Source organism: Pseudochelatococcus sp. B33, assembly GCF_053570585.1.
This window is the reverse complement of sequence record NZ_JBSEFH010000002.1, coordinates 217,397-231,707: the sequence shown is the minus strand read 5'-3', so window position 1 is coordinate 231,707 and position 14,311 is coordinate 217,397. Positions and strand designations below refer to the sequence as shown.

The 14,311-nt window shown below is 68.1% G+C and carries 13 protein-coding genes; 9 read left to right on the top strand and 4 right to left on the bottom strand.

Features of this window, described 5'->3' with window-relative positions; all coding sequences use genetic code 11:
- Positions 1 to 28: 28 nt before the first annotated feature.
- Complete coding sequence (gene gloB, locus ACUSIJ_RS02895) at positions 29 to 814, bottom strand: hydroxyacylglutathione hydrolase (protein WP_449306990.1); 786 nt, start codon at positions 812 to 814, stop codon at positions 29 to 31.
- Positions 815 to 985: 171 nt separating this feature from the next.
- Between gloB and ACUSIJ_RS02890 the strand changes: the two genes are divergently transcribed.
- On the top strand, positions 986 to 1,756 hold the full coding sequence (locus ACUSIJ_RS02890) for a class I SAM-dependent methyltransferase (protein WP_449306853.1): 771 nt from the start codon (positions 986 to 988) through the stop codon (positions 1,754 to 1,756).
- A gap of 93 nt (positions 1,757 to 1,849) precedes the next feature.
- Positions 1,850 to 2,803 carry an acetyl-CoA carboxylase carboxyltransferase subunit alpha gene (locus tag ACUSIJ_RS02885; protein WP_449306852.1) on the top strand — a complete coding sequence of 318 codons (954 nt, stop codon included), beginning with the start codon at positions 1,850 to 1,852 and terminating at the stop codon, positions 2,801 to 2,803.
- Positions 2,804 to 2,839: 36 nt separating this feature from the next.
- Here ACUSIJ_RS02885 and ACUSIJ_RS02880 read toward each other — a convergent pair whose 3' ends face one another.
- On the bottom strand, positions 2,840 to 3,097 hold the full coding sequence (locus tag ACUSIJ_RS02880; protein WP_449306851.1) for a hypothetical protein: 258 nt from the start codon (positions 3,095 to 3,097) through the stop codon (positions 2,840 to 2,842).
- Here ACUSIJ_RS02880 and ACUSIJ_RS02875 point away from each other — a divergent pair.
- Positions 3,091 to 4,860, top strand: a complete 1,770-nt coding sequence (locus ACUSIJ_RS02875) for a patatin-like phospholipase family protein (protein ID WP_449306850.1) — start codon at positions 3,091 to 3,093, stop codon at positions 4,858 to 4,860. The two genes, ACUSIJ_RS02880 and ACUSIJ_RS02875, sit on opposite strands and share 7 nt — an antisense overlap.
- A 4-nt stretch (positions 4,861 to 4,864) precedes the next feature.
- Here the strand turns inward: ACUSIJ_RS02875 and ACUSIJ_RS02870 are convergent, their stop codons facing one another.
- Together ACUSIJ_RS02870 and galU are read right to left on the bottom strand one after the other, a co-directional pair.
- Entirely contained in the window at positions 4,865 to 5,869 is a 1,005-nt protein-coding gene (locus ACUSIJ_RS02870) for an NAD(P)H-quinone oxidoreductase (RefSeq protein WP_449306989.1), read from the bottom strand.
- 2 nt (positions 5,870 to 5,871) lie between these two features.
- Positions 5,872 to 6,747: a UTP--glucose-1-phosphate uridylyltransferase GalU gene (galU, locus tag ACUSIJ_RS02865; RefSeq protein ID WP_449306849.1), complete on the bottom strand. Its 876-nt coding sequence runs from the start codon at positions 6,745 to 6,747 to the stop codon at positions 5,872 to 5,874.
- A 388-nt stretch (positions 6,748 to 7,135) separates the two neighbouring features.
- On the opposite strand from galU, the gene ACUSIJ_RS02860 reads away from it, so the two are divergent.
- From ACUSIJ_RS02860 to ACUSIJ_RS02835, 6 genes are all read left to right on the top strand, one after another.
- Positions 7,136 to 8,491 (top strand): lytic murein transglycosylase, encoded by a 1,356-nt coding sequence (locus tag ACUSIJ_RS02860; protein ID WP_449306848.1) that lies wholly within the window; start codon positions 7,136 to 7,138, stop codon positions 8,489 to 8,491.
- A 206-nt stretch (positions 8,492 to 8,697) separates the two neighbouring features.
- Positions 8,698 to 10,011, top strand: a complete 1,314-nt coding sequence (locus ACUSIJ_RS02855; RefSeq protein ID WP_449306847.1) for an SGNH/GDSL hydrolase family protein — start codon at positions 8,698 to 8,700, stop codon at positions 10,009 to 10,011.
- 425 nt (positions 10,012 to 10,436) lie between these two features.
- Positions 10,437 to 10,568, top strand: a complete 132-nt coding sequence (locus ACUSIJ_RS02850) for an aa3-type cytochrome c oxidase subunit IV (protein ID WP_449306846.1) — start codon at positions 10,437 to 10,439, stop codon at positions 10,566 to 10,568.
- Between the two features lie 474 nt (positions 10,569 to 11,042).
- Positions 11,043 to 12,179 carry a Re/Si-specific NAD(P)(+) transhydrogenase subunit alpha gene (locus tag ACUSIJ_RS02845; RefSeq protein WP_449306845.1) on the top strand — a complete coding sequence of 379 codons (1,137 nt, stop codon included), beginning with the start codon at positions 11,043 to 11,045 and terminating at the stop codon, positions 12,177 to 12,179.
- A gap of 79 nt (positions 12,180 to 12,258) precedes the next feature.
- On the top strand, positions 12,259 to 12,744 hold the full coding sequence (locus ACUSIJ_RS02840) for a proton-translocating transhydrogenase family protein (protein ID WP_449306844.1): 486 nt from the start codon (positions 12,259 to 12,261) through the stop codon (positions 12,742 to 12,744).
- A gap of 5 nt (positions 12,745 to 12,749) precedes the next feature.
- Positions 12,750 to 14,156 (top strand): NAD(P)(+) transhydrogenase (Re/Si-specific) subunit beta, encoded by a 1,407-nt coding sequence (locus tag ACUSIJ_RS02835; protein ID WP_449306843.1) that lies wholly within the window; start codon positions 12,750 to 12,752, stop codon positions 14,154 to 14,156.
- Positions 14,157 to 14,311: the final 155 nt, after the last annotated feature.

Here is a 14,311-nt window from a genome sequence, read left to right as displayed (position 1 = left end):
GCGCCTGATCGGGGCCGCGAAGCCCTGGTCAGGCGCGGTTCTTGCGTTCGCGCAGTTCCGCGAACACCGCCGCCGGTTCGCGGCCGGCCAGGCCCACGGCCGCCGCGACGGCGGGATCGTCGGCGCGCAGGAATGGATTGGCGGCCTTCTCCTCGCCGAGTTCCGAGGGGATGGTCAGCCGCCCCTCGGCCCGCGCCTTCTCGGCAGCGGCAGCGCGCGCCCGCAACGCCGCATTGGCGCCGTCGACGGACAGGGCGAAGCGGGCGTTCGACAGCGTGTATTCGTGCCCGCAATAGAGCCGGGTGTCGTCCGGCAGGCGGCGCAGCTTCTCCAGCGCGCCCCACATCGCGGCGGCCGAACTCTCGGAGAGCCGCCCGCAGCCGAGCGAGAACAGCGTGTCGCCGGCGAACAGCGCCTTGTCCCGCGCGAACCAGTAGACGACATGCCCCGCCGTGTGGCCGGGCGTGGCGATCACCGTCGCCTCAAGATCGCCGATCCTCACCGTATCGCCGTCCGACACCGCGGTGTCGACCGCCGGAATGGCATCCCTCTCGGCGAGCGGCGCGACGACGCGCGCGGCGGGGAAGCGCTGCTTCAGCTCCGGAATGCCGTCGATATGGTCGGCGTGCTTGTGGGTGACGAGAATGTCGGTGAGCCGCCAGCCGGTGCGGGCGAGCGCATCGAGGACGGCCCCGGCTTCGGGAGCGTCGATGGCGGCGGTCGCGCCGGTGACGGGATCGTGGACGAGCACGCCGATATTGTCGGCGCGCGCCGGAAAGACGTCGATCCGGGCCGAAAGCTCACTGTCCGCCATGCTTGCCGCCGTGTCTGCCGCCATGCTGACCTCCCTGTGCCGTTCGCGCCCACTATGCGGCAGGGCCGCGGGGTCTGTCCAGTTTCGAACGCCTGCCGCGCGCATGGTCGTGATATGGATGCACGACAGGGCTACAGATGTGTCTGGATATGATCTAGAGTTGGCCCGGTCATGAGCCTCGATGTCGTCGAACTGAAAAATTTCTACGCGAGCCCGCTCGGCACCGTCGCGCGGCGGCTCGTGGCCAAGGCGGTGGAACGGATCTGGCCCGACGTGCGCGGCCAGAGCGTGCTCGGTTTCGGCTATGCCACGCCGTACCTTTCGGCGCTGCGCGCCAACGCGGACAGGGTGATCGCCTTCATGCCGGCCACCCAGGGCGTGGTGCACTGGCCGCGGCAGGGGCCGTGCGCCACCGCGCTGGTGAACCGCAATGCGCTGCCGTTGCAGATCGGCAGCGTGGACCGCGTCATCCTGGCCCATGCGCTGGAGACGGCGGAGTCGCCGCTGGCGCTGATGGAGGAGATCTGGCGCGTGCTCACCCCCGGCGGGCGGGTCGTCGTCATCGTGCCGAACCGGCGCGGATTGTGGGCGCGCATCGACACCACGCCCTTCGGCCAGGGGCAGCCGTTCAGCCGTTCACAGCTCACCAGACTGATGCAGGAAAGCCTGTTCTCGGCCGAAACCTGGGGCGAGGCGCTTTACATCCCGCCCGTGCCGCGCCGGCTGGCGCTGCGCTCGGCCGTCGCCTTCGAGCGAATCGGCGCCGGGCTGTCGCTGCCGTTTGCCGGCGTGCATGTGATGGAGGCGGTGAAGCAGCTCTACCGGCCCATCTCCGCCCGCAAGGCCGTCAAGGCCGTGCGGCTGTCGCCGGTGCTGGCGCCGGCCCCAGCCCCTTCGGCACAGGCGGCGGCGTGCGGCCGTGCGCCGCGCAGCCGCGGGTGACGGGCGGCCGAACCTATTCCCACAGACGCTTGACTTGACACCGCGCCGACGCCAAGGTCCGCGCGGACCCGTGGCACCCAACTGGCGAAATCGATGCGAAGCTATCTCGACTTTGAAAAACCCGTTGCAGAACTCGAAGCCAAGATCGAAGAACTGCGCGCCCTCGGCGATTCGGGAGACGCTGTCGCCATCCATGACGAGATAGCGCATATCGAGACCAAGGCGCGCAAGGCGCTGGTCGATCTCTACGCCTCGCTGACGCCGTGGCAGAAGACGCTGGTGGCGCGCCATCCGCAGCGCCCGCACTTCGTGGATTATCTCAACGGGCTGATCACCGATTTCACGCCGCTCGCCGGCGACCGCAAGTTCGGCGAGGACGAGGCCATCGTCGGCGGCCTCGGCCGCTTCCAGGGCGAGAGCGTCTGCGTCATCGGCCAGGAGAAGGGCTCGTCCACCGAAACCCGCATCCGGCACAATTTCGGCATGGCGCGGCCCGAAGGCTACCGCAAGGCGGTGCGGCTGATGGAGCTTGCCGGGCGCTTCGGCCTGCCGGTCATTACCTTCGTCGATACGGCCGGCGCCTATCCGGGCATCGGCGCGGAGGAGCGCGGACAGGCCGAGGCCATCGCCCGCTCCACCGACGCCTGCCTGCTGCTGCCCATGCCCAACGTCTCCATCGTCATCGGCGAGGGCGGATCGGGCGGCGCCATCGCGCTCGCCACCGCCAACCGGGTGCTGATGCTGGAGCACGCCATCTATTCGGTGATCTCCCCCGAGGGCGCGGCCTCCATCCTGTGGCGCGATCCCGCCCGCGCCCAGGACGCGGCGACCGCGATGAAGATCACCGCCCAGGACCTGCTGCGCCTGCAGATCATCGACGCGATCGTGCCGGAACCCGCGGGCGGCGCGCACCGCGATCCCGAGGCGACGGTCCGCACCGTCGGCGATGCCATCGCCGCCTCGCTGCAGGAACTCGCCGGGCTGTCGCCGGAAGAGGTCCGGCGCGCCCGCGCCGACAAGTTCCTGGCCATCGGCCGCAAGCTGTAGCGGCCGCCGCCCCGTTCGCCCGAGCACACGCGCCGCTCAAGCCACGCCGCCCTTTGCCGGGCGGCGTTTTTCATTTGCGTGCAGCCCGTCGCTGCCCGCGCATTGTGCACACCGCGCCGACAGGCCTTGAACGGCCGGGCGATATGTGTATGCTTTCCAAATCAAAAAATAATTCGGGGAAAAAGCTGAAGAATTGTACCCTTCAATACTCTGAAAGATACTGCTTTCTATCCTGCCATTATAAAAAACAAACAGATGTATAGTATAATTTTTCAGGTGGGGATAAATTGTCATACGCTTTATCGGATTTTTCGTCAGGATCCGCCATCGGCGCGCCTTTTGCTTCGACCACGACAACGACCACGCCGGCATCGCCCGCTCCGGCCACCGGCCAGGGGGCCGCGATCGACGCTCTGCGCCGCCGGCTGCCGCCGCCCATGCTGGTGCCGCGCCGGGAAGGCGGCATCAATCTCATCCGCAAGGCGCCCGAAATCGACACCCTCGTGCTGCCGGGCGGCGGGGCGAAGGGGGTCGCCTATGTCGGGCTGATGCGCGTCATGAAGCAGGACGGCGCTTTCGCCGGCGTCCGCCATCTCGTCGGCAGCTCCGCCGGTTCGCTCGCCGCGACGGTGCTCGCGTTCTCCGACGACGACAAGGGCATGCAGAGCATGCTGGCGAGCGAGCTGCCCACCCTGCTCGACACGCGGGAGGATCTGCGCAAGACCTATCCCGGCCTGTCCTTCCACAACACGATGCCAGCCGGCGCGCGGGCGATCTGGCGGCTGACGGGCGGCAAGCCGCTCGGCGAGGCCAACGGGCTCGTCCGGAAGCTCGACGAGATCACCAGCACCGCCGCGAAAGCCCATCTCGACCGGCTGATGGACGACAAATCGGCGGACATCAAGTCGGCGGACATCGGGCTCGCTTCGCGGATTGGCACCTATGCCGCCGCTCACGGTCTCGACGTCGGGACGGTCAAGCAGCGGCTGGACACCTTGAGGCAGGATCCGGCCTTCGACGGCGACCGCACCGGCCGGATGATCACGTTTCGCGACGCCGAGCTGCTGCATCATCTCGCGCCGGACCGTTTCCGCACCGTCGAGGTCACGGCCTACGCGCCGGAGACCGGCGAGATTCATTACTTCAACGCCGAAACGACGCCCGACGTGCCGCTCGCCTACGCCACGCGCGCATCGATATCCCACCCGCTGCTGGCGACGGGGGTGCGGCTCGGCGAGGGCCAGCCGATCCTCATCGACGGCGGCCTGCGGTCGAACATCCCGAGCGAGGCGGCCTGCGGGCACGACATGGACCGCGCCATCGACGAGCCCCGGAGCCGGGACGACGAGGAGCGCCGCGCGCGGACGATGGTGCTGCAGTTCGACAACCGCCGCCCCGCCGGTTTTGCGCCCAAGCCGAAGCGGAACGTCGTCATCCGCTTCTTTTCGGCCATCGGCTCGTTCTTCTCTTCCATCCCCGGACGGTTCATGAGCTGGTTCCTGAATCTCGTGTCGCTCAACCCGAATGCCGACGCCGACAGGGCGAAGGATCAAGGCAAGGTCGACGCCGCCGGCAGCAACGGTCTCGCCCTGCGCCACGGCAAGCTGCGCACCATCGCGCTCAACGTGCCCGCCGAGATTCAGGAAGAAGCCATCAACGGCGCCTCCGAGGGATTGAGCGAACAGCTCGCAATCCGCAAGGACCAGGCCTGGTTCGTCACCATCGATTCGGTGCAGGACGCCTATGCCATGCTCACCGAGGAGGAAAAGGCGAGAATCCTCGCGGAAGGGCCGCCCGCGCCGCCGGACACTTCGGCCCGCGATGCCGCCCTGCAGGCCCATGAGACCGCCGGGTTCAACGTCCTGCAAGCCAAGGCCGGCGTCGACGAGAGCGTATTAGCCGACGCCGAGAGGGATTTGGAGGACGCCGAACGGCGCATGATCAAGACGCACAACGACGACCAGCACGCTCAGGCGAGCCATGCCCTCGCCGCCGCCCTGTACGACTGGGCTTTCGCCGAACAGCGCGCCGGTGCGTCTTCATCGACGGCCGCGTAGCGGTTCACGCGACGGTCAGCACGATCTTGCCGATGTGGCGGCCCGTTTCCATCAGGGCATGGGCCGCCGCAGCCTCCGCGAGCGGGAAGGTGGTGTGGACGACCGGCAGGCAGCGCCCCGCCTCGAGGAACGGCCACACGTGCCGGCGCAGTGCCTGTGCGATCTCGACCTTGTCGGCGAGCGGGCGCGAGCGCAGGGTGGAGCCGGTGTGCGTCAGGCGCTTGAGCATCAGGCGCATGAAGTCGATCTCGACCTTCGATCCCTTCATGAAGGCGATCTGGACGATGCGCCCGTCCTGCGCCGCCGCCTGATGGTTGCGGGCGATGTAGTCGCCGCCGACCATGTCGAGGATGACGTCGGCGCCCTTGCCCGCCGTCGCCTCCTTCACGGCGGCGACGAAATCCTGCGCGCCGTAGTCGATGGCGACATCCGCGCCGAGCTTGAGGCAGGCGGCGCATTTCTCGGCCGAGCCCGCCGTCGTCAGCACGGTGGCGCCGAAGGCCTTGCCGAGCTGGATCGCCGTGGTGCCGATGCCGGACGTGCCGCCGTGCACCAGCAGCGTCTCGCCGCTCCTGAGCTGGCCCCGGTCGAACACGTTCGACCACACGGTGAAGTACGTCTCCGGGATCGCGGCGGCCGCGACGAAATCGAGACCGTCCGGGATCGGCAGGGCGAGCGCGGCGTCGACGAGGCAATACTGCGCATAGCCGCCGCCCGTCACCAGCGCCGTCACCCGGTCGCCCGGCACGGGGACGCTCACCCCCTCGCCCACGGCCACGACGTCGCCCGCGACCTCGAGGCCGGGAATGTCGGAGGCGCCCGGCGGCGGCGGATAGCGGCCCTGCCGCTGCACCACGTCCGGCCGGTTGATGCCCGCCGCGTGCACACGCACCAGCGCCTCGCCGGGGCCCGGACGCGGCACGGGCCTCTCCTCGGGCACGAGGACCTCCGGCCCGCCCGGTTCGCGGATGCCGATGACGGTTTGGAGGGATGGCAGCGTACCCATGATGTTCAGCGCCTCAGCAGCGCATCAAGCGCGGCGCGAAAATCGGCGGCGAGGTCGTCGCGCGCCAGCGCATAGGCGACGTTGGCGGCGAGAAAGCCGATCTTGGAGCCGCAATCGTAGATCTCGCCGTCGAACCGCACGGCATGGAAAGCCTGCATCTTCGACAGCGTGATCATGGCGTCGGTGAGCTGGATCTCGTCGCCCGTGCCGCGCTCCTGCTTCTCCAGCAGGCCGAAGATCTCCGGCTGCAGGATATAGCGGCCGGAAATGGCGAGGTTGGAGGGCGCGGTGCCCTTCTTCGGCTTCTCGATCATCGCCCGAATCGGCGAGACCTTGGCGTCCGCCGCCTCGACATCGACGATGCCGTACTGGTGCGTCTGGTCCGGCGGCACCTCGTAGACGCCGATGACGTTGCCGCCGTGGACGTCATAGGCGTCGATCATCTCCCGGAGGCAGGGCGTATCGGCGTGATGCAGCATGTCCGGCAGCAGCAGCGCGAAGGGCTCGTTGCCGACGATCTCGCGCGCGCACCACACCGCGTGGCCGAGCCCCAGCGGCCCCTGCTGGCGGGTGAAGCTGGTCTGGCCCGGCCCGGGCAGGTCGCGCAGCAGCGCCGCGAGCTCGCGCGCCTTGCCGCGCTCCTGCAACGTGCGCTCAAGCTCGAACTGGTTGTCGAAATGGTCCTCGATCACGCCCTTGTTGCGTCCGGTGACGAACACGAAATGCTCGATGCCCGCGGCGCGGGCTTCATCCACCACATGCTGGATGACCGGTCGGTCGACGACGGTGAGCATTTCCTTCGGCATCGCCTTGGTGGCGGGCAGGAAGCGCGTGCCGAGACCCGCGACGGGAAATACGGCCTTGCGGATGGGTTTGTTCATTGCGCCGTTTCAATCAGGGGGCCATTGGGGACCGGCAACCGGCGCCCCCTTTGACGCCGATCACCCGTGGATAACGGCTTCAGCGCCGTTCCGTTGCATTGCGTCCTGTATCATTGTGTCACGAAATGGGCAAAGCATGGAGTGAATTGTCCTTCACTGGAAAAAGCCATCCCGTCGCCGCAACGATTTCTAAACCATATTCGCACAACGATGACTCCGGCAAGCAATGGCCTGCTAGAGAGCAGTCACGGTGGCCGGAAGACGCGATCCGGCGCGGACGCGGCGTCGAAACCACGCAGAAGGATGCGGCGTGTCCCGCCGAGCGGCGGCCTTCGGTCCGGCGCATTGGAGCGGCGCAGCGGCGTAGTGCATTTCTTTGGAGCGGCTCATGAGGCGTGACAGGCAACCCCGCAAACGGACGGCGCATGTATTTCGTCCCTCCGCACTGTTTCGCCCCTGCGCGGCGCTGCTCGCCGGTGTGCTGCTGACCTCCTGCTCGTCCTTCGGCTTCCTGTCCGTGGCGACGGTCGACACCGTCACGACCGGGTCGATTCCGGCCGCCTCTCCTGCTGCTCCGGCCCCGGCGCTCGCCTATGGGCCGGCCGCGACCCCCGGCACGCAGGGTTCCACCATGCAGAGCTTTTCGGATTTCACCCGCGAGCTGTGGCCGGAGGCGGCCGCGCGCGGCGTTTCGCGGCGCACCTTCGACATGGCCTTCGCCGGGATCGCGCCCGACCCGAAGATCATCGCCCTGACGAAGCGGCAATCGGAATTCGTCAAGCCGGTGTGGGAATACCTCGATTCCGCGACTTCCGCCCAGCGCCTGTCGCGCGGGCACGAGCAGGTGGGGAAGTGGCGGGACACATTCGCCACCGTCGAGCAGCGCTTTGGCGTCGACCGCAAGGTGATCGCGGGCGTGTGGGGCATGGAGACGAACTTCGGCTCCACCATGGGCAGCCACTACGTCGTCGAGGCGCTGGCGACGCTGGCGCACGCGCAGTATCGCGGCCCCTTCTTCCGCAACGAGCTGCTGACGGCGCTCAAGATTCTGGACGAGGGCCATGTCACCCGCGACCGCATGATCGGCTCGTGGGCCGGCGCCATGGGCCAGACCCAGTTCATGCCCACGAGCTTCGTGCGCTATGCCGTCGATTTCACCGGCGATGGCAGGAAGGACATCTGGAGCTCGGTGCCGGACGCGCTCGCTTCGACGGGCAACTATCTCAAGGAACACGGCTGGGTGGCCGGGCTGCCGTGGGGCTTCGAGGTGAAGCTGCCGCAGAACTACAACTACCGGCAGCGCAACGGCGACTTCGGCGCCTTCGCGTCCGCGGGCGTGCGGCGCATGGACGGCAAGGCGATGCCCCGCGCCGGCGAGGCGCGCCTCTTCCTGCCGGCGGGCGCGCGCGGCCCGGCGTTCCTGGTGACCAAGAACTTCGACGTCATCAAGCGCTACAACAATTCCGACTCCTATGCGCTCGGCGTGGCGCTGCTCGGCGACATGATCCACGGCGGCACCGGCGTGCAGGCGCCGTGGCCGCTCGACGAGAAGCCGCTCAGCCGCAACGAGCGCGAGGACCTGCAACGCTATCTGGCGCGGCTCGGCTTTTCCGCCGGCGAGCCGGACGGGCGCATCGGCACGCAGACGCGCGCGGCCATCGTCGCCTATCAGGAGCAGCGGGGCCTCATCCCGGACGGCCACCCGAGCCCGACCCTGCTCGCGCAATTGCGGCGCGATCTCTGATCCATGGCCCGCCGTCCCGCCCTTCACGGACGGTTTACCCTGACGGACGCCCGGGCCGGGAATGCACGCGGGGCGCGAGACTCACGCCGGCTTCTGTCGTACACTGCCATGTGCATTCTTCCGCCAGCGTGGCCGACCGGCGACGCGGGAGCGATGGATTGCGATGCGAAACGTCCTTTGGTGCGAACGGCTTGGCTGCGGACTTCATGGCGATGCGTCGGAACGGGTCTTCGGGATTGGGGCTTGCGCCCCTGCTGATCGCGGCGCTCGCGATCAGTGCGCCGACGCATGCGAGCGCCGATCCGCTGACCCGTTTCCTCGACGGCATCTTCAAGAAGGAGCAGCCGCAGGCACAGCCCGCGCCCACGCGCGCCGCGCCGCGGCAGCGGTCCCGCCCCGCCACGAAGGCGCGGCAGGTGCCGCGCAAGCCGCAGCCCGCCACCGTCATCGTCCGCGATGCCCAGCAGCGGCGCGAGGCGAACACGTTCATCGCCGTGATCGGCGATTCCCTGGCGGAATCGCTGGTGGAGGGCCTGCGCGAGGCTTTCGCGGCGACGAGCGAGATCGCGGTCGTCAACCGCGCCTCGGCCGGCACCGGCCTGGCGCGCGCCACGGAACAGGACTGGGAGTTCCTGACCCGGGACTACACCCGCGACGGCATGCCCAATCCCCAGGCCATCACGCTCGGCGTGGTGTTCTTCGGCGCTGACAGCAAGCCGTCCGTCGTCGACGGCGCGGGGGAACTGGTGCCCTTCGGCGCGCCGCGATGGCAGGAACTGATGGCCGAGCGCATCGACGCGGCGGTCCGCGCCTTCGCCGATCGCGGCGTGCCGCTGGTCTGGGTCGGCCCGCCGCCGATGAAGGCGGAGGCGCACAACGACATCGCGGCCGCGCTCAACGCGCTCTATCGGGACGAGGTGGTGAAGGCGGGGGGCGTGTTCGTCGACATCTGGGCGGCGTTCTCGAACGAGGACAAGGGCTTCATCGCCAGCGGCCCGGACGTGAAGGGGCAGGATGCGCGCCTGCGCGCCGCCGACGGCGTCGGCCTGACGCGGAGCGGCGCGCGCAAGGTGGCGCATTTCACCGAAGTCGAGATCCGTCGCCTGCTGCAGGCGCGGGGCGTGTCGGCGGTGATCGCAACGACGGCCGAGACGTCCTCCGACTCCGACGAGAACCGCGCGGACCGTGCCGGCACGCTGCTGTCGCTGCCGGACATGCCGGTGCCGGTGGTGATTCCGGTCAAGCCCGTCGCCGGTCCCATCCTGCCGCTCCTGGCGATCCAGCCGACGCCCGACGGCACGCTGCTGCAAAGCCGTCCGCTCGCGAAGGGAGACGCCGCCGCGCTCATTCACCAGGTCTACGGAGAGGGCCGCGCGCCCGAGCCGGTGGCCGGCCGCGCGGACGATTTCTCCTGGCCGGCCGACACCACCCGGCCCGGCGACGTCGCCGGGCGCAGCACGGACGCACCCGCCGGCCCGACCGCGCCCCCCGCCGCCGTGGCGGCCCGCAACACGCCATAACAGGCCCCCTGTCCGAGCAGGCCCCTTCGACGCCAGACCCGGCGCCCATGAAAAAACCCGTCCTGCCTCGCAGGACGGGTTTTGCACCTTGACGGATGCTTTTCAGAAGGGCGCTCTGGACACGCCGTTCGTTGCCTACCCTTATAGTGGGCGTTGCTTCCCTAGACCTGGACCGCTGCAAGCGGATGCGCGGTTTTTGTGGTTCATGGTTCATCCAGGAGCCGGGGCCCTTAGAGGCAACCATTCTTGGATGGACATAGTTGCGCACGAAACTTCAGCAAATGCAAGCCCGATTCCGCGTTTTTTCGTCCGCGGCCGTGGGGTTACGGATGGCGACAAATTGGGCAGCGGGGGATCTGGGCCATTGCAACGCCGCGCGCCTTGGGTTACGACCTTGGACGGATTCTGCAAGGGAGGAGTTTGCAGTGGCCGAAGATCATGTCGAGATGGACTACCGCGAGCACGATCGCACCTACGAGGGCTTCATTCGTCTGTTCAAATACGGCACAGTGGCGACCGCGGTCGTGCTGATCCTGATGGCGATCTTCCTGCTTTGAGCGCCAAGGCGCTCCCCCCGGGGCAGGGCTTTCCGACACACCCGACATGCGCCCCCTGACATGCAGGCGAATCATGCCCGGCCGCGCGCCCCGGCCGGGGCGCCCCTAGAGGCAAGGGCACTCCTCTGGGGCGGATAGGAGCACCCGAGAAGCCGGGGATAGAGCGGATCGCACGATTGCCGAAACGGGGTTTGTTGCGCAACCCGCCCTCATTTCCATATTTTTCCGCAACTTGCGTTGAGTTTGATCCTCAGGTTGAACGCAAACAGTTTCAGGCCGGAAGGCTCGTCCGCGGACGCCCGCCCGGCAGAATTGCCCGCCGCCCCGGAATGTATTGCACCCGCCGTCATCCAGCTTTGTTTTTAAACATGTAATCCGCGCACATTATCTAGAGGCTGTTAACACGCCGTAACAGGCAAACATCAGAACCAGGCGGAAATACACGCCGCCCTGTACTGCTTTGGAGTGAATGCCATGCTGGTCGCCATCCCGAAAGAAACCGTGGCCGAGGAGAGCCGCGTCGCCGCGACGCCGGAAACGGTCAAGAAACTCGTTGCGCTTGGCGCCGGGGTGCGCGTGCAGGCAGGGGCGGGCCTGACCTCCGGCATCCTCGACGCGGACTACACGGCGGCGGGCGCGACCGTGGTCGCCGACGCCGCCGCGACGCTCGCCGACGCGGATATCGTGCTGAAGGTCCGCCGTCCCGACACGGCCGAGATCGGCCTGCTGAAACGCGGCGCGATCGTGATCGGCGCCCTCGACCCCTACGGCCACGACGATGCGGTGCGGGCGCTGGCCGAGGCCGGCGTCATCGCCTTCGCCACGGAGCTGACGCCGCGCATCACCCGCGCCCAGGTCATGGACGTGCTGTCCTCGCAGGCGAACCTCGCCGGCTACCGGGCGGTGATCGACGCAGCCGCCGAATACGGCCGGGCGCTGCCGATGATGATGACAGCGGCGGGCACGGTGCCGGCAGCGCGCGTGTTTGTCATGGGCGCGGGCGTCGCCGGCCTGCAGGCGATCGCCACCGCGCGGCGTCTGGGCGCCATCGTCACCGCCACCGACGTGCGCCCCGCCGCCAAGGAACAGGTCGAATCGCTCGGCGCCAAGTTTATCGCCGTGGAGGACGAGGAGTTCAAGCAGGCCGAGACCGCCGGCGGCTACGCCCGCGAGATGTCGGACGAATACAAGCGCAAGCAGGCGGAACTCGTCGCCGCGCACATCGCCAGGCAGGACATCGTCATCACCACGGCGCTCATTCCCGGCCGGCCGGCGCCGCGCCTGGTGTCGGAAGCGATGGTGCGCTCGCTCAAGCCCGGCTCCGTCATCGTCGACCTCGCGGTGGAGCGCGGCGGCAACGTCGAGGGGGCGCGCGCGGGCGAGGTCGTGACGGTCGAGGGCGTCAAGATCGTCGGCCACCTCAACGTGCCCGGACGCCTCGCCGCGACCGCCTCGACGCTCTACGCCAAAAACCTGCTCGCCTTCACCGAGCAGGTCATCGACCGGGAGACGAAGGGGATCGTCGTCAACTGGGACGACGAGATCATCAAGGCGACAGTGCTGACGCGCGACGGCGCCGTCGTCCACCCGGCCTTCCTGCCCAAATCCTGAGGCCGAACCGAGCCGAACCCCTTCTGCGAGCCCCATTCATACAAGCCCCATATTCGTTGATCTCGAAAGGAAACGCGTCATGGCGGGTTCCATAACCGACCTCACAAACACCTTCTCGGCCATCGCCGCCTCCGATGAGGCGCTGGAGCGGGCGCGCGCGGCGGCCGACGCGGCGCGCGCCGCCGCCGACGCGGCCCAGGCCTACGCCGATCAGGCGGCGGCGGCCATCGGCCTCGCCGCCCATGCGGCAACCGGCGGCGCGATCGATCCGACGGTGTTCCGTCTGGCGATCTTCGTGCTGGCCGTGTTCGTCGGCTACTACGTCGTCTGGTCGGTGACGCCGGCGCTGCATACGCCGCTGATGTCGGTGACCAACGCCATCTCCTCGGTGATCGTCGTCGGCGCGCTGCTTGCGGTGGGTGTCGAGGTGGCGCCGGCGCTGGAGGGCAGCTCGGTATGGGCGCGGATCTTCGGCTTCATCGCGCTGATCCTCGCCTCCGTCAACATATTCGGCGGCTTCCTCGTCACCCAGCGCATGCTGGCCATGTACAAGAAGAAGGGCTGAGCGCCATGTCCGAAAACATCTCCGCCCTGCTCTATCTCGTCTCGGGCGTTCTGTTCATTCTGGCCTTGCGCGGCCTTTCCTCGCCCTCGACCTCCCGCCAGGGCAACCTCTACGGCATGATCGGCATGGCGCTCGCCATCGCCACGACGCTGGTCGGCCATCCGCCGGCCGGCGGTCTCGCGTGGCTGCTGATCATCGCCGGCATCGCCATCGGCGGCGGCGTGGGCGCGGTGATCGCGCGGCGCGTGCCGATGACGGCGATGCCGCAGCTCGTCGCGGCGTTCCACTCGCTGGTGGGCCTTGCGGCCGTGCTGGTGGCGGCGGGCGCGCTCTATGCGCCGCGCGCCTTCGGCATCGGCGACGTGGGCGCGATCCACGGCGCGAGCCTCGTCGAGATGGGGCTCGGGCTCGCCATCGGCGCCGTCACCTTCTCGGGCTCGATCATCGCCTTCCTCAAGCTCGACGGGCGCATGTCCGGCAAGCCGATCCTGCTGCCGAGCCGCCACCTCATCAACATCGCACTCGCCGTGCTGCTGCTGGTGCTGTTCGTCATCTTCGTGGCGGCCGAGAGCCATGTCGTCTTCTGGCTGATCGCGCTGGTGAGCTTCGTGCTCGGCTTCCTGCTGATCGTGCCCATCGGCGGCGCGGACATGCCCGTCGTCGTGTCGATGCTGAACTCCTATTCGGGGTGGGCGGCGGCCGGCATCGGCTTCACGCTCGGCAATCTCGCGCTCATCATCACCGGCGCGCTGGTCGGCTCGTCGGGCGCGATCCTGTCCTACATCATGTGCAAGGGCATGAACCGCTCGTTCATCTCGGTGATCCTCGGCGGCTTCGGCGGCGAGGACGCGGCGGCGGCCACCGCCGGCGGCACGGTGGAAACCCGCCCGGTGAAGCAGGGCTCGGCGGACGACGCCGCCTTCCTGCTGAAGAACGCCGGCAAGGTCATCATCGTCCCCGGCTACGGCATGGCGGTCGCCCAGGCCCAGCACGCACTGCGCGAGATGGCGGACGCGCTGAAGGCGGAAGGCGTCGAGGTGAAATACGCCATCCACCCGGTCGCCGGCCGCATGCCCGGCCACATGAACGTGCTGCTGGCGGAAGCGAGCGTGCCCTACGACGAGGTGTTCGAACTGGAGGACATCAATTCCGAGTTCGCGCAAGCCGACGTCGCTTTCGTCATCGGCGCCAACGACGTGACCAACCCGGCGGCGAAGACCGATCCGTCCTCGCCGATCTTCGGCATGCCCATTCTCGACGTCGAGAAGGCCAAGACCGTGCTGTTCTGCAAGCGCGGCATGGGCTCGGGCTATGCGGGCGTCGAGAACGAACTGTTCTTCCGCGACAATACGATGATGCTGTTCGGCGACGCCAAGAAGATGGTCGAAAGCATCATCAAAGCTTTGGCTTGACGATTTCGCTTGTCATTGCGCTCGCGCAATGACAAGCATGAAGCCCGCCCATAAAAAGGGGCCGCACATCTGCATGCGCGGCCCAAGTCTAGGGAGGAAACGCCCAAGGAGGGCAGCGATACAGCGACGCCATCGCCATATCGCACTGCAACAAT

Bases quoted from the DNA above. Each gene is read 5' to 3' on its own strand.
- gloB (WP_449306990.1), bottom strand. From the start codon at position 814: ATGGCGGACAGTGAGCTTTCGGCCCGGATCGACGTCTTTCCGGCGCGC.
- ACUSIJ_RS02890 (WP_449306853.1), top strand. From the start codon at position 986: ATGAGCCTCGATGTCGTCGAACTGAAAAATTTCTACGCGAGCCCGCTC.
- ACUSIJ_RS02885 (WP_449306852.1), top strand. From the start codon at position 1,850: ATGCGAAGCTATCTCGACTTTGAAAAACCCGTTGCAGAACTCGAAGCC.
- ACUSIJ_RS02880 (WP_449306851.1), bottom strand. From the start codon at position 3,097: ATGACAATTTATCCCCACCTGAAAAATTATACTATACATCTGTTTGTT.
- galU (WP_449306849.1), bottom strand. From the start codon at position 6,747: ATGAACAAACCCATCCGCAAGGCCGTATTTCCCGTCGCGGGTCTCGGC.
- ACUSIJ_RS02860 (WP_449306848.1), top strand. From the start codon at position 7,136: ATGAGGCGTGACAGGCAACCCCGCAAACGGACGGCGCATGTATTTCGT.
- ACUSIJ_RS02855 (WP_449306847.1), top strand. From the start codon at position 8,698: ATGGCGATGCGTCGGAACGGGTCTTCGGGATTGGGGCTTGCGCCCCTG.
- ACUSIJ_RS02845 (WP_449306845.1), top strand. From the start codon at position 11,043: ATGCTGGTCGCCATCCCGAAAGAAACCGTGGCCGAGGAGAGCCGCGTC.
- ACUSIJ_RS02840 (WP_449306844.1), top strand. From the start codon at position 12,259: ATGGCGGGTTCCATAACCGACCTCACAAACACCTTCTCGGCCATCGCC.
- ACUSIJ_RS02835 (WP_449306843.1), top strand. From the start codon at position 12,750: ATGTCCGAAAACATCTCCGCCCTGCTCTATCTCGTCTCGGGCGTTCTG.